Source organism: Microbulbifer mixtoriginis (SeqCode), from assembly GCF_052467945.1.
Genome location: NZ_CP174328.1, coordinates 1398234 through 1418065, shown reverse-complemented (window position 1 = coordinate 1418065; position 19832 = coordinate 1398234). Strand labels below are relative to the sequence as shown.

General features: G+C 49.3%; 14 protein-coding genes. 2 read left to right on the top strand and 12 right to left on the bottom strand.

Annotation, left to right across the window (positions count from 1 at the left end; all coding sequences use genetic code 11):
- Positions 1 to 333: 333 nt before the first annotated feature.
- From ACJJIJ_RS06285 to ACJJIJ_RS06235, 11 genes are all read right to left on the bottom strand, one after another.
- Entirely contained in the window at positions 334 to 7485 is a 7152-nt protein-coding gene (locus ACJJIJ_RS06285) for an FG-GAP-like repeat-containing protein (protein WP_444938962.1), read from the bottom strand.
- Positions 7486 to 8176: 691 nt separating this feature from the next.
- Positions 8177 to 9073 (bottom strand): SMP-30/gluconolactonase/LRE family protein, encoded by an 897-nt coding sequence (locus ACJJIJ_RS06280; RefSeq protein ID WP_444938961.1) that lies wholly within the window; start codon positions 9071 to 9073, stop codon positions 8177 to 8179.
- Positions 9074 to 9189: 116 nt separating this feature from the next.
- Positions 9190 to 10563, bottom strand: a complete 1374-nt coding sequence (gene gad / locus ACJJIJ_RS06275; RefSeq protein ID WP_444938960.1) for a glutamate decarboxylase — start codon at positions 10561 to 10563, stop codon at positions 9190 to 9192.
- A 14-nt stretch (positions 10564 to 10577) separates the two neighbouring features.
- Complete coding sequence (locus tag ACJJIJ_RS06270) at positions 10578 to 12095, bottom strand: amino acid permease (RefSeq protein ID WP_444938959.1); 1518 nt, start codon at positions 12093 to 12095, stop codon at positions 10578 to 10580.
- 134 nt (positions 12096 to 12229) lie between these two features.
- Entirely contained in the window at positions 12230 to 13033 is an 804-nt protein-coding gene (locus ACJJIJ_RS06265) for a class I SAM-dependent methyltransferase (RefSeq protein WP_444938958.1), read from the bottom strand.
- A gap of 35 nt (positions 13034 to 13068) precedes the next feature.
- Positions 13069 to 13437: a SpoIIAA family protein gene (locus ACJJIJ_RS06260; RefSeq protein WP_252085700.1), complete on the bottom strand. Its 369-nt coding sequence runs from the start codon at positions 13435 to 13437 to the stop codon at positions 13069 to 13071.
- A 77-nt stretch (positions 13438 to 13514) separates the two neighbouring features.
- Positions 13515 to 14078 carry a hypothetical protein gene (locus tag ACJJIJ_RS06255; protein WP_444888870.1) on the bottom strand — a complete coding sequence of 188 codons (564 nt, stop codon included), beginning with the start codon at positions 14076 to 14078 and terminating at the stop codon, positions 13515 to 13517.
- A 291-nt stretch (positions 14079 to 14369) separates the two neighbouring features.
- A complete protein-coding gene (locus ACJJIJ_RS06250) occupies positions 14370 to 14825 on the bottom strand; it encodes a hypothetical protein (protein WP_444898332.1) in 456 nt (151 codons plus the stop codon).
- Between the two features lie 340 nt (positions 14826 to 15165).
- Positions 15166 to 15813, bottom strand: a complete 648-nt coding sequence (locus ACJJIJ_RS06245; protein ID WP_252085697.1) for a YiaD family glycine zipper/OmpA-like lipoprotein — start codon at positions 15811 to 15813, stop codon at positions 15166 to 15168.
- A 675-nt stretch (positions 15814 to 16488) separates the two neighbouring features.
- Positions 16489 to 16716: a SlyX family protein gene (locus ACJJIJ_RS06240; protein ID WP_252085696.1), complete on the bottom strand. Its 228-nt coding sequence runs from the start codon at positions 16714 to 16716 to the stop codon at positions 16489 to 16491.
- Entirely contained in the window at positions 16713 to 17858 is a 1146-nt protein-coding gene (locus ACJJIJ_RS06235) for a serine hydrolase domain-containing protein (protein WP_444938957.1), read from the bottom strand. Before ACJJIJ_RS06235 ends, ACJJIJ_RS06240 begins: the two co-directional genes overlap by 4 nt.
- Positions 17859 to 17967: 109 nt before the next feature.
- On the opposite strand from ACJJIJ_RS06235, the gene ACJJIJ_RS06230 reads away from it, so the two are divergent.
- Positions 17968 to 18432 (top strand): PaaI family thioesterase, encoded by a 465-nt coding sequence (locus tag ACJJIJ_RS06230; RefSeq protein WP_252085694.1) that lies wholly within the window; start codon positions 17968 to 17970, stop codon positions 18430 to 18432.
- 51 nt (positions 18433 to 18483) lie between these two features.
- Here the strand turns inward: ACJJIJ_RS06230 and ACJJIJ_RS06225 are convergent, their stop codons facing one another.
- Complete coding sequence (locus ACJJIJ_RS06225; protein ID WP_444888866.1) at positions 18484 to 19317, bottom strand: ion transporter; 834 nt, start codon at positions 19315 to 19317, stop codon at positions 18484 to 18486.
- A 186-nt stretch (positions 19318 to 19503) separates the two neighbouring features.
- Between ACJJIJ_RS06225 and yciH the strand changes: the two genes are divergently transcribed.
- Positions 19504 to 19827 (top strand): stress response translation initiation inhibitor YciH, encoded by a 324-nt coding sequence (gene yciH, locus ACJJIJ_RS06220; RefSeq protein WP_252085692.1) that lies wholly within the window; start codon positions 19504 to 19506, stop codon positions 19825 to 19827.
- Positions 19828 to 19832: the final 5 nt, after the last annotated feature.

Genomic DNA, 19832 nt, shown 5'->3' with positions numbered 1-19832 from the left:
ACTTTACTTTGACTCCAATTATTTCTGCCTCCTTCGCCTCTTCCCATCCACCGTACGGAAAAGTAAAGGCAAAAGAAACACCCTGCAAATTCCTCCTAGAAGAATCGTCAACAGTATCGGCCAAGGTGAATGTAAGTAGATTGAGCATACCGACAAAATAAGCAAAGCCGCCCCCTCAACAGTCAAGTAAGAGAACTTAACAAGCTTATTCAGAGCAAAGACTTCTCCACATAAATTACATCTAACTTTACCACTTACTGAATAAGCAATAACATCAAGTGAAGAAACACCATTTCTTCCACAGTTTTTACATTTCATACCCATCAACTTCAATTACTTACCCAATAAAATCCTGCTAGTGATCCCATCAAGTCTATTCGAGACTCTTTCTCGTGTGGCTTCAGGTAGCTGCGGAAGAATCGGCTGAGTTACATCCACAGTATCAAAGAAAATCTGATTATCTTTGGCAATTTGTTCAATATTAAAATAAACATCCCCCATACCAGCTACGAAACTTAGAGATGGGCCGGCCCCTCCCCCCAGAAGATACCCTGATCCAATTGCCGTAAGCTGCCTGGATAAGAGCAACTCTCCATTATCTAAAATTGCATCCCAACCCTTGTTCAAAACCTGTTGATTCGCATGAAGTGATAATCCAATAGCCTCTCCTAGCAGCATATTCTCAACAGTTGTTGCTTGCACTTGCTCACCTTTTCCATACCCTCCCAACAATCTAGATTCATGCCTGGCATACCTATGTACCCCCCTAAAGAAAGACTTGATACCAGATCCAACTTCAGACGCTTTTTGTGCGAGGCTTGAACTTTCCTGGTTAAATAAATGGGCATATGCTGCAGTTTCGGCACCATTGGCAAACTTACCGCCAGTAATTTTACTTATAGTTCCTCCAACTGTTGCAGCGATGGTTGTGCGCCCAAGAATACTCCCCATACTTTTCCCGCCGACTGCTGATATCCAGCTGGAGCTTGCATATTTTGTAAATCCTGCACTAATAAAGCCATGCCCAAACTTTCCACCCTGAAGCTCACTCATTATCCCGCCAGTCATTCCATGAGCTAAAACAGTTGCAGTATCACCTATCATATAGGAGGCTCCCCCAATTGCGCCAAAAAGGCCGCCGGATAGCGCTCCAATTACTCCCGACTTTAGAACATCTCCACCTGATGCCCCACTTAATGCCGCAGCCGAAACGCCACTAACAAAGCCCGCAGCAGCACCGGCCAAACCACTAGCAATAATAGATCCATTGATAGAACAAACTAATCCTGTTGTTGCCAGGTAAGCAGTCGCTGCGCCATAAGTCACTACCGATAGTGCAACCACAGCAGCCACTTTGAGCACATCTTTAAAAGCGAAATATCCACTTGGGTCAGTTGTATTCAGCGGATTATTCCGTACATAGCTATAGCGGTTGTACATCTGTGTATCGGCAGCGGCTTGAACAAACGGGTCCGCCTGCATAAAGCGCCCCAAACGCGGATCATAGATACGGCCATTCATATGAATCAGCCCCACCTCATCCAGCATTTCATGGCCGGTGTAACCACGGGTGGTTCGGCTGTGATCGAAGTTCGATAGCGCCGTAAGGGATAACGTATTCCAATTGGCGCTATTGCGGCGCTGCCCCCAGGCATCGAAGGACATTTCCTGCACCACCTTACCGGCCTTATCGGTAATCAGGTCCATGGAACCCAGGTGGTCCTTGTAGAGGAACAGCTTATCGGTGGAGAGTACCTTGAATTCCTTGTCGGTTTTTACGGTATAGACCGCCGTACCCAGCAAGTGACGCTTCCACTCGATCTCATTGGGCTTACTGGACTTCTGGATACGCTCGATACCGCCGATATACCAGGTCTCTGTCACTTCCCCGTTACTACTATTGGTGTCCTTGCGGTAGTAGCGGCTATGGCTGGGGCCATAGAGGAACTCAGTGGTGTTATTTCCCTTTTTAATCAGGGAGGCTTTATCGAAGGTGGTGTAGTTAATAGTACGGCCACCATCAAAGCCATCGGAAGTCATATTGCCGTTGAGGTCATATTTATAGCTAACGCCTCCGGCGGTTGTTACCGCATGGGGGCCAGCACCATTTTCACCATAGACATACTCCCCTACGCCGGCTTTAAAAGTGATATTGCCGATAGCGTTATAACGGATATCCTGTTCGGAGACGCTGAGGCCACTACAGTTGACGTTGCTGCTACCTATGTGGGTTTTAATCAAACGGTTGAGCTTGTCATAGCAGAAGCTCTCTCGAAGATCCTTGCTTCCACTCTGGTTGTGACGGCTGGTGAGATTGCCGAGGGTATCCCACTGGTAGCTGATATCTTGGATACCAAAGGTTCCCAATACCGTAGAGGTCTGCTTTGTTAGGCGGCCGCTGGCAGCTTCGTAAGTAAAATTAGACGTTGCGCCGTTACCCAATAGCTGCTCTTTCAGTTGGCCGCGAGCAGTCTGGGCTTTCACTTCCTGAATCAGGTCTCCGGTGGCCAGATCTACTACCTTGTAGAGATATCCATAGGTATTGTAGAAATTATGAGTCCCTGATTTGCCACCATCGAGCATGCTATCGAGCGCATCGTAGCTGTATTCGACACGACCATGGCCATCAAATACCGTGGTGGTGACATAAGAGGGTTGTGTACCAGCCCCATCAAAGTCCACCGCCTGGATATGATTTCGGCCTACCTGGTCATATTCGTACACCACCTGATAGCCAGAGACGCTGTCCATGACCATCTCCACCTGGCCCAAACCATTGGCGGCACTGTCATAGAACCAGGAGACATCGCTAGAGGGGGCACTAGAGCCTTTAGACTTTTCAATACGCGTGGACTGTCTGCCCAATTGGTCGTAGGTTAACTCTACGGTGTGGCCATTCGCATTGGTTTGCTTTTTCAACTCACCAAAGCCGGTATATTCGTAGTGCCACTCTCCCTTATCGGGATCGTCCATACGGACTTTACGGCCCAGATCGTCATATTCGATTGTGACCACAATGGGATAACTGAGACCGTCGCCCTCATCGATATGTGCACCGGCAGTATTCGCCTTGCCCCAAGATTTGGCTTTATGCAGATTACCCTGGCTGTCATATTCGTAGGTGAGGCGGCCATCGATCGCATCGATGACTTCTACCAACTCACCAGCCACATTTTTGATCTCAGTTTTTTGCTGGCCTTTATCATTGGTGGTGATCGTCTTTAGGCCGCTATAAGTCATACTGGACACAGAGTCATCAGACGCAGTGACACGGCTTGGGCGGCCGAGCAGGTCATACTCCATTTTGGACCATAGGCGGGTATCACCAGAGAAATAAGGCTCACTGGCAAACTTCACGCGGCCCAGGTTATCGTATTCTTTATCGGTATAGATTTTCCTGTTGAAGCCCTTGGTTTCAGTTCTTATAGAGCGCCCCAGTGCGTCGAAGTATTCCCTACTCCAGCTACCGGTACTGCTATGAGTGGTCACCATATATTGTGCACCGGCCGGACAGGCGATAACACAGCGCTCATAGTCCGTCAGTTTATCCGCGCCGGTATTACTCTGACTGATGGTTTCACGGCCGAACTTATCGTAGGCAAACCCGGTTTCCAGCCCATTCATCCCCTTCACTTCCAGCGGTGCGCCAAAGTGATTTCGGGAAACCACCCTTTCGGTTAGGTGATCGAGGGCATTGTAGCTTTCAAACACATAGCGGCCGGAAAGGTCATACACCGTTCTTGCACTACGAGCGGCTTCGCCGGGAGCAGTTACCGTCTTCTTATTAACGTTGCCAAAATTGTCATACTCATAAGCGGTAGTCTGCTTGTATTCTGGCTTATTAGGCTCAATAACCTCGGTTTTTAAAAGACCGTTGAGCACACCCGATGCATAATAAGTAAAGGCTGACTCGCGGATATGGCTGGGCATACCCGGGCGAGTACTGGTCACCTTTGTTGCAGTTAGGCGGCCCTTTTCTTTTTCCCAGACACTGCTGCCATAGGTATTTTCCGTTTTCTTAACAAACTGGTCGCCGGAGATGCCGTCTTTTGTGACAACGTCGATACTGAGCGCATTGCCATAGGCATCGTAGCTGTTTGTGGTGGTAACGCTTTGCAGCAATTCTCCCTGGGTGCTACCGGCATCCTTCAGGTCATAAGTTTCTTCTACTGCTTGATAAATATAAGGTTGATAAGGCGGCAGTGGTTTCCCACTACCATTCCAGCCCTGTAGACGCCAATTGTTGCTCGCCCGGCTGAGCAGCTGCCCATCGGCAGTGCGGGTTTCGGTCTTTAGCGGCATGCCCACAAAGGGGAAGTCCTGACGGTAGGTAGTTTCCGTCACTACGCCGGTTTGGTTATCGGTTGTGCTAATTTTCTGGAAACCCAACATACCCCGGCCAGCGGCCTGGAGTTTCATCTGATGGTAGTGGTAGGAAACCGAGCTGAGGGCAGACTGGTTAACAGAACCCGGTGCGGCAGCGGCGGCAGGGGCAGAACTTTCCACCTTAGCAACCAGGTACATAGGGCTCAGAATATCCAATACCGGCTTATCTTTACCTAAGGTGTGACTATCCGCAGGTAAATCCCAATCGCCATTCAGTGCGGTATAGAAAGCATCAGTGCTGCCTTCCGTTGCTACATCCAAACGAGTGTAAAGCTCGTCGTAGCGCATGTTCTGATAAGTAATATTGGTAATATTACCAAGGCCATTATCTATCTTATTAATTACATTGCGCGGAATATTTTTATATTGAGAATCGCGGGTATTATCCAGGCGGGTGTAAACGATACCACTAGAAGCATCATAGCGGTGATAATCGGCTTCTCCATCGCCATTCGTGTCCGCAAACCATATCATGTCATTTGAAGCTATAGTGCCACAATAGGTAGCACTGCCCGAGCAATCAGAGAGATGATCAAAAAGTCTGCTATCGGAAGAGTCAATAAATTCGCCGGTATTTTGATCAAAGTAGCGAACTTTCACATCATTCCAAGGAGAAGAAACCGGCCAGACGAAATCCTGATAACCATCGTTATTCAGGTCTACAAAGGAGCCCCTGCTACTTCCAAGGTATCCCAAATCCTTAAAGCCTGTGCCAGTGCTGAGCATGCTATAAAAGCTACCGGAATTCCCAGGGTAGGCAATATCCGTGAGACCGTCGCCATTAATATCTATTGCAATAGGGCTTTTTGAAGTATTCGTCGTCGAGAGCACGCCGATAGAGCGGAATTCCTTCGCTTCTTGATCAAATACGGCGGCTTCGAATCCAGCGGAAGTGGCCACCAGAATATCCATAGCGCCATCACCATTAAAATCGCCCAAGGTATCGGGCAGACGTCCGCTGGACTTCATACTGGCAGCGCCAGAAATATTCAATGGGTAACTGGTGTATTCATCACTAAATTTATAGTAATTTTTAATTGACACCTCTCTCCCTGCCGACTCTAAAAGGCGTACAACAACTTTCGCTCCAGAACTGCTGCTGTAGCTAATAGAAATATAATCGGCCAGGCCATCACCGTTAAAGTCGGCAAAAATGACATCTTTATTGGTTCTACGGGTAGTAATTGGCCTGGAATCCAATTTCCAGCGCTTGCTCGCGGTATCGTAACGACTTAGATAAACAAGCCAAGTGTTCGCAGGGAGACCACCATAATTGGAGCGTGGGTCATATATGGCCAGATCATGGCGACCGTCACCATTAAAATCCAATACCCGGATAGCGAAGTCTTCACCAACATTAGCGCCGGTAAAGTACTCAGAAGTGAACACGCCGCCGGTAAAGTCCTGCTTTACAAAAACTGAACCATATGAAATCGCATATTTAACGCGAATATCCGTATCGTTCCCATCATCATCGTACCCTTCGATCCAGACGATATCCTGCTTACCATCACCGTTAAAATCGGCGTACTTGTAATCAGATAGGAAACGGTGCTTAGTGGGCGAGAAATCGATAGCTTCCCACTTCTCTCCAAATTGGTGCCATGGCGCCTGTAGCCATTCGAAACTGATCGCAGGGAGGCAACTAGAACCTACGCACTCCTGTATGGATGTCAGCAAGGAAGTTCGATCATTATAATTTTCCTTGGGAATGAAGGGCAGAACTGGGTTATACCCCAGATTGTACTCACGAATTACTTTACCATTAGAGCTGGAGGTGATTTTTTCCAGGCGCTGAGTGGTTTTAAGTTCATAGCCTGCGGTATAGCCCCGAAGGTGCTCTGGGCGGTCTTCATAGAAAAATCTTACTTCCGCTTCATAGGAGCCCGAACCATAGGCATAGCGGATAGACCGAACTCGGTGCCCTGACTCCGAATCACCCTCATACAAAAACTCGATTGGATTACCAACACTATCCTCAAAACGATTCTGTGCCCAAGTGAGTACATTGCTCCCTGCAAGTTGCTTGGAATCACTACTATTCCCGTAGTAACTGATCGATCCATCTTTACGTTCCACTTTAAAATAAGACGGCTTACCAAGGCTGCCACCTATTGATGTGACTGTGGCAAAAGAATCCATCTCAGTTTTATATACCGCACCAACTGCGCCATATTGAGAGCCACTAACTTGTATTAGGCGCTGACCATCGAGGCAGAATCTATCTGATTCGGTCCAGTTAATAGGCCGAACATTACCATCAATTGATAGTGTCTGGCGGCAGCGGGAAACCCCAGAAAGGCCACCAATAGCCCAGCCTTTACCAACCAGGCCATTGCCTCCACCACTGCTATAGTTCAGTGAAATTTCTGGTACAACTCCCGCTGTACCTGCAGCAGTTGCGATTGGGAAGGAGTAGGTTGCCGCGCCGGATTCATTGACCCGGAACTGCCCACCAGAAGCCCCAGCCATATTGGGCGATTGGATAGTGGCTGGAGTGGAATATTCACCAAAAGCGCCGGATTCGTCTGCATGAAAAACAAAGTCCCCCGCAGTGATATCCTCTCTGCCATCTTCATTCTTATCCTGTATCACAATAGAGTCGACACCTACACTGGCGAGGATTGCTGCCGCATAAGCTATTGTGTCATCACTGTTATCGGTGGAGAGAGTTTGAATAAGCGCTGGCAAGCCATTTCCCTGTGCATGAATAATCAGAGGCATAGAGGCAAGAAGGAGCAAATCTGTTGCACCGTCACCATTAAAATCGCCAAATAAGGAAAGGTTTTTTTCTAATTTTTGAAGATTGGCAACTTCCAAATCGGTAAGAGTCGTCTCTAACGGATCGTCATAACTTTCCTTGTCCTTGTTTAAGTACAAGACAAAATTAGGTAACTGAGGCATTACCAGAGGGGTAACAATGTCTCCATGTAAAAGAACTAATGGACGATTATACTCAAAGTATAAGTCTTCACGGCCATCATCGTCGATATCACCCTGATAAATGGTATATCCATTTTTTTGAATCCCCGTAGCTGCAACTACTTTAGAAGAGAAAGCGGCACAAAAAGCCAACAGAAAAAACAACGAAATACGCATAAATATCTCTACAAAGACATCAACGGGGATTCAATCTATCAAGGCAAAAAATGGAGACTTATACCTTATAACTACGCTTTAGAAGTATTATTTTCTAACTAAAACTTCTTAAAAATAAGCATCCTCGGATCACAGCAAACCCCTTTAAATACACTGATCCCGAGGGAGCGCGGAGTATAATAGGCGCATATTTTTTAAACAAACCAAAAACCTGACCTGAAATTTATTTTGACTTCTCGGTCAATAAAAGTCGGGATGCAATTTCATTAAAATGGCGTTAAAGATAAAAAAAACCAAATTAACGTAATAAAAAAGAAAACAGTTTTAAAAATTAGGTATCAAAATATGCAAGAAAAGTTCAAATTTTTATACAGCCTCACTCAAATAAATCACGACTCACAACCACCAAGCAGTCATATTTTTTAACCTGTAAATCCTGCATCACCCAAACAAGCAACAAGAAACTAAATAATGAAAACAATAGAAAACAGCACACCAATTTAAAATAAGGAATTAAAATTTTTTAAATGGTTATACAAAGTCCACTCAGGTAAATCGATAACCTTCGAGAAGAAATTAGAGAATCACAGGCTATTGACCCTGAGCAAGACTTAAACGCGAAAGGCAGTCACATTGACCAAGGAAATTTAGCAGCTAAGACCAATCAACCCCACTGTTTCATTATTAAAAATTATTGTCCCCTAGATAAATCTTGTATCTTAGGACGATAGAGGTATCTACCTCGGCAGGGCAGACCAAACCACTCCAGGCAACCAGCATCTAAAACTGTCACCACTGCCCCACCCTTTTGATCTTCACAAAAAGCGATATTGGTGGGGCGCTTCCCGCAAGTCGGAATGCGCTCAGCCACCCTGCCATCGTGATCTAAAACACTCACATCACCCTGACCAAATACGGCACAGTAAAGGCGGCCATCATCACCAAAAGCCATTCCATCAGGCCCAATAAATTCTTCTGGTGATCCCAGGTTAACATTTCCAAATAGCTCAGATTCACCGAGGGCTGAGGAGCTGAGATCGTAGCGGTAGATATTTCCTGTTAGGGTTTCTGCCACATACAGTAAGTCATCGGCATCAAATGCAATGCCATTTGGGAATAACAAACCCGTATCTACTAAGCGTAATACGCGGCCATTACGAGGGTCAATTTCAAATACCCGCCCATCATAATCACACTTTCGGAAGTCAGGGCGGATTGCCTGCCCCTCAACAAAGCTATCCGGATCAATGCCGGAGTCCGTCATATACAGCAAACCATTTTGACTAAATACCAGGTCATTGGGCCAAAGATAGGGGCGATCTGCAGGTCCCTGATAAGTATTGAGGACTGTTCCATCGGGCCTCATGCGTACCAGCTTTTTCCCCCCGCCTCCCGCTATCCAAAAATTGCTATCGCCATCGATCGCCATTCCATTGGGCCGCCAGCCGGGATGGCCGACCTGATGATATCCTCCTCGTATATCAATGCGACTAACACAATTCCGTGCGCTCGACATTTCAGCAACAAATACCTGACCATCAGGCAAACAGACCGGGCCTTCCGGTTCCTGCAAGTCACTGTTCAGCACACACCTTTCCATAGGATTTACCGTTGAATTCGATCTTCTCTGCAGAACAATTTAAGTCGCTCTACTTTTTTACTCATCGATTATTTAAATAATCATTACAGAGATATCTCAAATTCTTAACATTTACTCGCCGCTACCTTATGAGGATCATGCAATTTTGGTGGAGTGGCATTACCCCCATGCTGCTCTAGCCACTCACACGCATGGATAATATCGTCAGCAAGGCCTTCAATCGCATTCAGATTAAGGTGTGGGCGCACTACAATACGCAAGCAATTTACCGATTGAGCATTAGGCGGCATTGAATAGGCGGATAATACCCAGCCGCGTTCACGTACCTTGTCAGATATATCGTATTCATTGAAATTGGTATATTTAGAATTCAGGGTCATCGACACTACAGGAATACGCTGGGTTTTATTCATAATTTCGAAGTAGCCGCTTTCTACCAGACGATGGCGTAATTGCTGCGCATTCGCCAAAGTGTGCTGCATAATATCTCTATAACCTTCGAAACCGAGACGAATAAAGTTGTAGTATTGATAGGCAACCGGTGATGCATTCCGGCTGAAGTTCAAAGTTGCCGTGGGCATCTCTCCACCCAGGTAATTGACATAAAACATCAGATCTTCATCAAAAACGGAACGCTCTCGAAAAATCACCCAGCCTAGCCCCGGTGGCACCAAGCCAAACTTATGCCCCGACGCATTAATAGATTTCACCCGCGGCAGGCGAAAATCCCATTGATAGTTGGGGTATAAGAACGGGTTTACAAATCCCCCAGAGGCACCATCAATATGCATTGGGATATCATGACCTGTTTTCTGCTGGTAGCGGTCTAACCAATTATGGATAGCGCGAAAGGCGTCGTCTTCTCCAGTGAAAGTCTGCCCGGCAATCGCCACCACCGCGATGGTATTTTCATCTACCAGCTCATCCAGATGCTCGCTATTAAAGCGGTAATGCCCAGGCTTTAGGGCTGCTATGCGCGGCTCCACATCGAAATAGCGCATAAATTTTTCCCAGACAATTTGAACATTGGCCCCGGTAACCAGGTTTGGCTTGGAAGCATCCCTGCCGGCCTTCTCTCTCTTTTTGCGCCAGTTCCATTTATGGGCCAATCCCGCCAACATACAAGCCTCGGAGGAACCTATAGTTGCAGCGCCATAGGGCTCCACTCCTTTAGGGCCATTCCACAGTTGATGCAGCCAGCGCACCATACGCGCTTCCATAGCAAATAACTGCGGATACATATCGTGGTCGATATAATTTTTCAGGTAATGTTTTTTAGCGACATCGAAAGCTTCTGGCTCGGTAAATGTAGTGACAAAAGAAGAAAGATTCATGGCCGGCTTGGCATCAGACCAGGTCTCACTGGTAACAATCGCTTCCGCCGCATGCGCAGAGATACTCCCCCTGGGGAAATGATCCTCGGGGATATCCTCATTGTATTCATCGAAAAACATATCGAATGGCGACTTTTGCTTCACGACCGACCTCCTTGTCACTCGTTAATGTCGGAAAAAGATTGCTGCTTATGCCCACCCTCTTTACGCCAGGAAGGCTTACGCAAGTAGAAAATAAATAGCGGAATAGTCACCGTAATAACAATTCCGGAAAAGACCAAAGCTACATACAGCCTGGGGTCACTCACTGAAAGCTGCTGAGGAGGAAAAAAGGACACCAACAGCGCAAAAGAAACTGCGGCCATGCCAGTGCCTGCAGTAATCCAAACGCCGGGGATTCCACCGGGAATTTTAAAACCCCTGGGAAGGTCTGGCTGGGTGTAGCGCAAACGGATAACCGCAGCAAACATCATTAAGTACATAATGATATACAGGCTTATCGCCATGACCGAGATCAAAACAAAGGCGGTCGATACATTATCCACCAGGATATAAATCGATGAGATGAGCAAGACAATCAAGCATTGGGCGTAAAGGATATTTTTCTGTACGCCGCGAGCATTTTCCCGCTGAAACCAGGGGGGCAGCATGCCATCCTGGGCGGTGGCCAATAGCCCTCTGCTGGGACCGGCTAACCAAGCCAGGGCTCCCCCGAGGGCACCGTAAGCAATCAATCCCGCCAGAATCTGAACCGGCCAACCAATACCCAGCAACTGGGAAAACCCCTGACCAAACGCTGTGAATAACCCCGTCTCTATAGATATCTGTTGATAGGGAAGGATGGCAGAAATGGCGAGCGCCCCAAGCGTAAAGATCAGAAAAGAAACGGCAGCGGCAATGCCAATAACAACCGGATAACCACGGCGGGCGTTGGGCATTTCTGAGACATGGCTGGCCTGGGCCTCAATTCCTGCGAAAGAGAGCAGTATCCCTCCAAGAAAGGCTACTGCACCGAGACCAGTAATGTGGGGAAACCAGCGTGGATGTACTTGCCCATCTTCCCTTACAGCTACAGCCGGGTCGGTAGCGGTTTCCCAGCCCAAGGGGTTTCCCATCACCACCCAACCCACTGCCAGGGCAATAAGAATCAAACAAGGCATGAATGTTCCCACCAGGAATCCATACTTGGTGACTACCACCAGAAACCTGGTTCCCGAAAGGGCGACAGCAGTGGCAATAAGGTAGGCAACGATACAGAAGCCGCCGATATAGTAGGTATTACTGGCGAGATTCTGCTCTCCGAGCGCATAAGCAATAGCGGCTGCGGCAAACCCCAACTCGGTGGGATACCAGACCACACACTCCACCCATTGCAGCCAAATAGCGACAAAACCCATTTTGGGCGTAAAAGCCTCTCCCACCCAGGTATAAACACCGCCGGTGCGGTCGGAGAAAGCACTGCCCAGTTCGGCTGCCACCAGTCCTGCCGGAATCAAAAATAACAGGGCGGAAATGCCGATGTAGAAAAACATCGTCATCTCCTCCTGCGCCATCATGGGCAAATTGCGAAGGCTGGTTACGATCGTTGCCGCGGTGAGAAAGCCTAGAGCGCTGGCAGAGAATATTTTACGGTTGGATATATCTGGTTGCTGCGATTCGCCGATGTTACGCCTCACAGCTACCCCCCCACTCTATCGGATTAGGTACTTAGCGAATGACTATCTGCCAGTGTAGATAAGTTAGGCAATGACTTAAGGTGTAGAAAATCCAAAAATACTAGTAGGTGCCAACTCTATTTAAAATCCGCCTATTACCCCGGCACACCGTGCTTGGTATAAATATCGAAACGCCCTGACTTCCCTTCAAAAGAAAGCATTGGCTTTTTATCTGCAAGATATGGTGCCAGCTTGGGACGTTTGACCACGGTGCGGTAATAACAGGCCCTGAGCGCCGGCTCTAGCAGATCGTCCGCGTCCAGGTCTTCTCCAACCAAGTGATGAAAAGCCACCATCTCTTTTTTTACCTTGGCACTTTTGCCCCGGGGCGGAAACATGGGGTCCAGATAAACAACCGGCCAAGATTCCTCACTCTGCTGGGCCAGCCAGTCTGCGGCCGGTGCAATATCATCGGCCAAAGATAAAAGCCCAGCAATGGCGGCCAATTCCGGGTCGGCAGTGGCAGCCTCCTGCAATCGCCGCAAGCCATCCTGAAGGAGCAAGCGCACAACCGGATTGCGCTCAAGCATCTTCACTTCGCAGCCCAGAGTCGCCAGGACAAAAGCATCACGGCCCAACCCGGCAGTGGCATCCAATACGCGAGGGTAAAAACCAGGGCGCAAACCCACAGCCTTGGCAACTGGCTGGGCTTTACCCCCACCATATTTGCGTCGGTGCGCCAAAGCCCCACCAACGAAATCGACAGAAACTGGCCCCGGTGCTTTGCGCCCGGTCGCACAGAGTTGCAACTGCTCTCCACAAGCTAATACTTGGGGAACCTCATTAATTTCGCTGGGGGAAGCAACACCCAAACAGGGAAGGTTGAGTTGACTGGATAATTCCTGGGCGTTGGGCAGGTCTGCGGAAGTCGTCGCAATAATGGCCAAGACTGGACTCACCGGCACTCCATATAACAGTTAAACGGTGCGCGATGCTAACCCGGATTTTTTAACCATGCCAGGGCTTCAGGATAATCATTTAGGGGGAAAGGCCGAACCTCCGCACTGATAAAATGGCAAACCAGGTGCGGCATAAATTTCAGAACCGGGTTGTCTGACACCACCGCAATCCTCTGGATATGCTTCTCGTGATTATGTACAAAGCGAAAATGCGAGACCATCGCGACAAAATTTTCCCAGCCCGCAAAATCTTCAGCGTCAATCAGTAAACCCTCTATCCTGCCCTGCTCGCGAATAATCGGATCTATTTTTTCTGCCAGCTGATGAAAATCCTCTGCGGTAAATTTTCCACGCGGCCGAACCTGTAAAACGGTATGTCCCTGTAGCCATTTATGTTCGATCATTTTGCACAGGTTGCGGGCCGCCTCAACAGGTGGCCCGCAATATCTCCTTATTAACTGAGTATCTAATAATCCTTTTACTAGGGCTGGTCTTCGTTGTTGTCCACGCCCTGATCCATCTCACTATCGCCATCCGGTGTAGTGCTATCCATATTGTCTGCACCTTCCACAGCTTTCTGGGCCTCATTGGCGGCATCTTCCGCTACGCTGCCCGCTGGGGTATCTGAACCTGCATTGGGCGTATCTGCAGAGTCCCCTTCTGCGCCAGGCTCACCAGGACGCCCACGAAGAGCACCCGCGGCGCCAGCATCCCCTGTCGATCCAGCCCCCGATCCAGCCCCCATAGTATCCGGGCCTTCCCCACTGCTGGAGCCATTCCCCCCAGGCGGTGTTGGATCTGTCTGCCCAGAGCCTTGTGGCATCTGTGCATCGGGGTTACCCATACCGTCTGGTGGCGTGGTAGTACTATTGGGAGTAGTTGAATCACTTCCGCTGCCAGGTGGCTTGGAACTGTCATTCATCTGCTCACTATTGGGAGTGTTCATCGAATCGTAGGCTTCCTTGGCCTTATGTTCGCCGCTACGCGACATAAAGTATCCGATGATCAGCAGCAGGATGATCAGTGGAATCAATAGCTTCTTCATATATCGACCTCTCGACCCCAGGCAGTTACAAGAATTGCGCTCTTGCTTGGCCAGCCCCCAGGGTTCTGGGAACCTACTTCCGCGCGATAATCGCTGGCCTTGCAGCCTCTTGACGCCGAAGCAAAGGAAGTTCAACTTCAATCGGCCAAAGAAGGTGGCGCCAATAATGATAAGAATAACCCGGCATGAGGGTTCTTCAAGGCTCGGGGGTTACGCAGAAGAGTCTGGATTGCTGTAACTGGCCCGCGACTTACAACTGAATATTCTAATGAGTGCGGCTTTTTGGAGAAATCAGCCTTGGGAGCTGAATTCATTGAGCTCAGCCAACAGTGCCTCAGCCTCCGATTCAACAACCGCGGAATCACAGCTCTGCAACTGCAACCTGCCGTAGCTATCGAGCCTGGCAAAAATCAGATAGCGCTCGCCCTTTTCAAGCTTCTTGTCGCAATATTCCAACCCCAGGCGAAAGGTAATTTGGTCCGCCACAATACCTTTCCAGACTTGGCCTGGCACCGCGGAATAGACATAGCCTGAAATCGCCGTGACACCCGGCTCCGACAGCGCGCTGTCTACATCCCGGTGAATACCAATGACCTCCACCTGTGCCACTACGGCAGCCGCGCCAAATCGGACCTCCAGGTTAGTGCTGGATTCCGCCATTTCCTCCTGCCAGGCAAAAACCTGGATGGCCACTAGCACTAAGGCAAAGACCCATAAGGATTTCCATTTGAACAGGCGATGACTCACGGCTTTGCTCCACTATTTACTTATTAGTAGATGTAGAGATAGCACAGCCAACCAGCCAGTCGCCGGGTTTTTTAGCCTTCAGCTATGCACCGGAATCATTTGTCGGAGCAAAACTTATATGGGTGCAAAAAACGTCCAGGGTATCCGCTAGAACCTTGTGCAACTCAGTGCCTAATAGAAATCGAAAGGAGAAGATTTATACAGAGGGAAGGGCTTCAACTGGAATTTTATTAGCTGAAAAAGAAAAGTAACTTCACTGCGAACAAGACTTCCACCTGGGCTTGGGGTTATCGAGACGCAGTGATTGACAGTGCAGCCGTTTACCCGCTGCACAAAGTGTTTACAGAGGCAGTAACTCCAACTCAACACGACGGTTGGCCTGACGGCCAGACTCAGAACTATTGCTGGCCAGCGGGTAGCGCTCACCATAACCAACAGCCTGTACGCGGCCGGAAGAAACGCCGTTATGGCTGAAGAAGCTCGCCACAGAGTTAGCCCGCTGCTCACTCAGGGACTGGTTATACACGTCGGAACCAGTGCTGTCGGTATGGCCACTCACGCGGATGGCGGTCTTATTAAACTCCTGCAAAACTACCGTTACGGATTCGAGCGTGTCATAGAAATCCGTGCGAATATCTGAGCGATTGGAACCAAAAGTGATGTTGCCCGGCATGATCAGGCGAATGTTGTCCCCTTCACGTTGGACTCTCACACCACTGCCTTCCAGACGCTGGCGCAAAGCCATTTCCTGGCGATCCATGTAGTAACCGATACCACCACCAATCGCGGCACCGCCCAGAGCACCAGTCAGAGCTCCCTTCTTGCGGTCTTTCTTACTCGCTGTTGCCACGCCGACAATAGCACCTGCTACGGCACCTATTCCGGCCCCCTTGGCGGCATTACTGGTTTTGCTTTCACCGGTGTAGGGATCCAGGGTGGAACAGCCTACCAGTGAGCCCATAGCGAGAATTGCTACCCAATGTTTCATTATTGGTTCTCCTAACGCACTTTTAATAAATGGGTATCGGGACGCACTGAACCCAGTGCTCCATCACAGTGCCGGCATTATCCAGCTAAAAGCTGACCGGCGGCTGAATCAACCCAACCAAATTATGTGAAGATTACGGCGAAGCCATTACCAGTTCTATTGACCAGTCCCCATTGCAAGCATCGAATTTCCAGCTTGCGGCACTTTCGCACTAAGTTGCTGCACAAAAAGTAAACGCTGCAAACTTCTTCCACAGCTTCTGTGGATAACTTTGTGCATTAATAAACGAAGGTCCCCGCCAGGCGGCATTGACTCTCGCTTACAGCGATTTGTTTATTTTTTAAACTCTCTAGTTTTCTCTTTAAAAACAACGAGTTATAGGCGACGCAAGAAATTATGTACCAGCTGGGCCGATAAATACTAGAGCGCCAGTTAGCCCACTATTGAGTGTGGAAAAGTTTGTCAATAGCAAAGACGATACAATACAAACTTTTTTAGACGCTTTAATACTTAAGGCAGCGCCGAAGTGACATCGAGTTATTTTCAATAAATTTTGGCGATGCCTGTCGACATAAATTTCATCAAAGCCGGCAAATTTGTATTTCTGCGCCAGCATATTATTAAGGCAATCAAGTGGCGTGCCCGCCTACTTTATTGCCCTGCTTTTAATGTTCCTCAGTAATGAGGGGGTTTTTCGTCGACTGGCTTGCCGCCAGCCTGCATTTCAAAGGTCAGCGCGCTGTACTTCTCTCCAAGCTCACGCATTCTTGCTACTACAGAGCGAATATCCGCATCTTGGCGTGCAATGACATCATTCAATTGAGAAATCGTATCTTCCTGAAAAGCCAAGCGAGTCTCCAGCTCGTCGATTCGCTCCATCAGTTTTAAAACGTCTTCTGTCATTTCAATAATCCGTACAGAGTCTCGACCAAGCTAACTGCGCGGCGATCCATAAACAGGCTCTGCCCCAGTCGTGTAGTGATATAACCCACCCCCAGTCCCTGCTCCGGATCGGCAAAGCCGACGCTGCCCCCAGCACCAGGGTGACCAAAACCTTGCTTTCCACCAAAACGCAGATCGGCCGCCTGAGTACTACGGATAAAGCCACAGCCAAAACTCACCTCGGCCTGCAATACTTTATCCCGCCCACGGCTCTGCTCTCGTGAAGCCTCATCGACCCATTTTTGCCCCAGGGTAATTGGATTTCCCCCCGCCAGGTCCCCGTAAACTGCAGCAAGATCCCGCGCACTGAAATGGCCATTGGCTGCAGGAATCAGGGCACCGCGCCACTCGGGGCTATTGGTGCCCATCATCAAGCTAACGGGGTTGCTAAACGCCATGGCCACGGGGCCTTTGCGATCCTCTTTAATTGCCCGGCCAATGGCATTCTCACGCAACTCCGGCAATGGCTGTTTCAATGGGCTCACATCGGCAATTCGGCTTGAACTATGCCCCAGCGCACCAAAGCCGCCATCGAGATTGAGGGGTTTGGCTAGCATTTCCCGATAAAGTTCCAACAGAGGTTTTTCAGCAACCCGTTCGATCAGGCCGCCCAGGCTCCAGCCGTAGAGAAAAGGCGCATACCCCTGTTCACTACCCGGCTCCCACCAGGGGGCTGTTTCGGCAACCGCATCGCAGGCCGCTTGCCAATCGTAAATAAGGTTGTCTTTAACCCGCTCGCGAAAAGCGACCAAACCACTGCGATGGCTAAGTAATTGTCGCGCGGTGACAGATTCTTTGTGCTGTGCAAATTCCGGCCAATAGTCTGCAACCGGGCGATCCAGATCCAGTTTGCCAGCCTGTACTTGCTGCATAGCTAGCAGTGCCAGTACACCTTTGCTGGATGAAAACACATTGACCAGAGTCTCTTCGGTAAAGGGTTGCTCCCCATCCCGATCGGCGCTGCCCGCCCACAGGGAGCAGATCAACTCGCCATGCTGGCGCACCGCGAAGGCGGCACCGGTATCTCCACACTCGCGAAAATTCTTTGCGAAAGCCTCTAAAAGGGCTTCAAAACCGGGGGCGCAAAAGCCGTATATTTCCATGTATCTAGGTCCAAATAATTTGGGTAACTCTATTGCAGGTCCGCAAGGTTAGTTTCTTCCCCTCCCTGGCGCAAATCGTTACTATGCGCGTCCACAGCGAGGGATAGTTATGACTGAGCAAATCGCCATTCAGGATCAGATTCAAGGCAACCACTGTTTTGGCTGCGGGCCGGACAATGACCAAGGCCTGCGTATTAAAAGCTATTGGGTAGAGCCGGATAAGTCCCGCTGTCTATTCACTCCCAGCCCTTACCACAATGCAGGGCCCGCTCAATATTTGAACGGTGGCATTATCGCCACAGTCATCGATTGCCACACTGTGTGTACCGCTATCGCCGATGGCTATCTGCAGGCTGGTCGCAAGGTAGGTAGCGGAGACAAGATCTGGTTTGCCACCGGCAAGCTGGACATAAAATACCTGGCTCCCGCCGCTATTGATCAACCAGTACTCTTGGAAGCCACCATTGTCGAGCGCGGCCCCAAGAAAACTATCCTGCACTGTGAACTCAGCAGTGACGGGCGCCTCTGCGCTAAGGCCGACGTGGTCGCGGTACGTGTACCCGATGAATGGTAATCCGCAAAAATTTGGGTTAGCGGGAGCCTCTGTGAGGCACCCGCAATCAAATCAAACCTCTTCCACTTGTAAAGACGGCTCGAGCCGGTAACCACAAAACTTGCAAAATTCAGCATCTGGATCATGGACACTGCGCCCGCAGTTGTTGCAGCGGTGATGCTTGCGTTCGCGATGCATCTCACCGGCCAGCTCTGCAGTCAAAATTCCGGTGGGTACAGCGATAATTGAATAACCAATCAACATGGTCATGGCCGCTATCGCCTGACCCAGTGGCGTATGCGGAGAGATATCCCCGTAGCCAACCGTGGTAATCGTTACAATGGCCCAGTAAACACTGGTGGGGATGCTGGTAAATCCATTTTCCGGCCCCTCTACCACAAACATCAATGAGCCGAAGATGACGCACATCACTAGTACGCTGGAATAAAACACCAGGATCTTTCGCCGGGCCAAACCCAGGGCCCGCAGTAGCAGGTTGGCATCCTGTAAATAACGCACCAGCTTCAATATCCTGAAGATTCTCAACACCCGCAGCAAACGGATTACCAACAGGTAGGTTGCACCGGTATACAGAAGAGCCAGATAGCTAGGCAGAATTGCCAGCAGATCAACAACACCGTAGAAACTGAAAATATACTTGCGTCTGTTTACTGAACAATAGATACGGGCGGCATATTCCAGGGTAAACAGCCCGGTAAAAAGCCATTCCAATGTGATCAGGAGCGTGCCGTAACGGTCAGCTATTGGTCCAATTGAAGCCAGCAGTACCAGTGCCACACTAATTAAAATTGCCCAGATCAAAAACACATCAAAGTTGCGCCCTGCGGGCGTCTCGGTGCCAAAGATCACTTCATTGAGCAGTTTGCGACGTCCAGTCAACGCCATGGATCAACCTCTTCTACCAGCTACCAAGGATTTGCGCTCAAATTTTACCTGCTGGGGGCTGGTGGGTCGCCCCCTATTCCATTCTCATCCAGATATTCAGCCGCGACCTCTTTGACTTCCCCCACGCCTCGGGCACAATCGCGCCCCAGTTACCCTGTGCAACAATTTTTTGGAGAGCGCCCAACCATGGCCAAGGAGAACCGTCTCGTTTATTCCACCGACCGCGGTCGTATCAAAGAAGAGCCCGCAGCAGAGAAGCGTCACCAGGGTGATGGGATTGTGCGCATCCAAAGAGAGACTAAAGGACGCAAGGGCAAAGGGGTTACCTGTGTGCGTGGCGTGGACGGCACCGATGGTGAGCTGAAGTTACTACTGGCGGAATTGAAAAAACGCTGTGGCTGCGGTGGTGCCCTGAAAGACGGTGTGATCGAAATCCAGGGCGACAAGCGCGCGGAAATCAAAGCGCTATTGGAATCCAAAAACTACAAAGTGAAGCTTGCCGGCGGATAGAGCCT

Bases quoted from the DNA above. Each gene is read 5' to 3' on its own strand.
- ACJJIJ_RS06285 (WP_444938962.1), bottom strand. From the start codon at position 7,485: ATGCGTATTTCGTTGTTTTTTCTGTTGGCTTTTTGTGCCGCTTTCTCT.
- ACJJIJ_RS06260 (WP_252085700.1), bottom strand. From the start codon at position 13,437: ATGATCGAACATAAATGGCTACAGGGACATACCGTTTTACAGGTTCGG.
- ACJJIJ_RS06255 (WP_444888870.1), bottom strand. From the start codon at position 14,078: ATGAAGAAGCTATTGATTCCACTGATCATCCTGCTGCTGATCATCGGA.
- ACJJIJ_RS06245 (WP_252085697.1), bottom strand. From the start codon at position 15,813: ATGAAACATTGGGTAGCAATTCTCGCTATGGGCTCACTGGTAGGCTGT.
- ACJJIJ_RS06240 (WP_252085696.1), bottom strand. From the start codon at position 16,716: ATGACAGAAGACGTTTTAAAACTGATGGAGCGAATCGACGAGCTGGAG.
- ACJJIJ_RS06235 (WP_444938957.1), bottom strand. From the start codon at position 17,858: ATGGAAATATACGGCTTTTGCGCCCCCGGTTTTGAAGCCCTTTTAGAG.
- ACJJIJ_RS06230 (WP_252085694.1), top strand. From the start codon at position 17,968: ATGACTGAGCAAATCGCCATTCAGGATCAGATTCAAGGCAACCACTGT.
- ACJJIJ_RS06225 (WP_444888866.1), bottom strand. From the start codon at position 19,317: ATGGCGTTGACTGGACGTCGCAAACTGCTCAATGAAGTGATCTTTGGC.
- yciH (WP_252085692.1), top strand. From the start codon at position 19,504: ATGGCCAAGGAGAACCGTCTCGTTTATTCCACCGACCGCGGTCGTATC.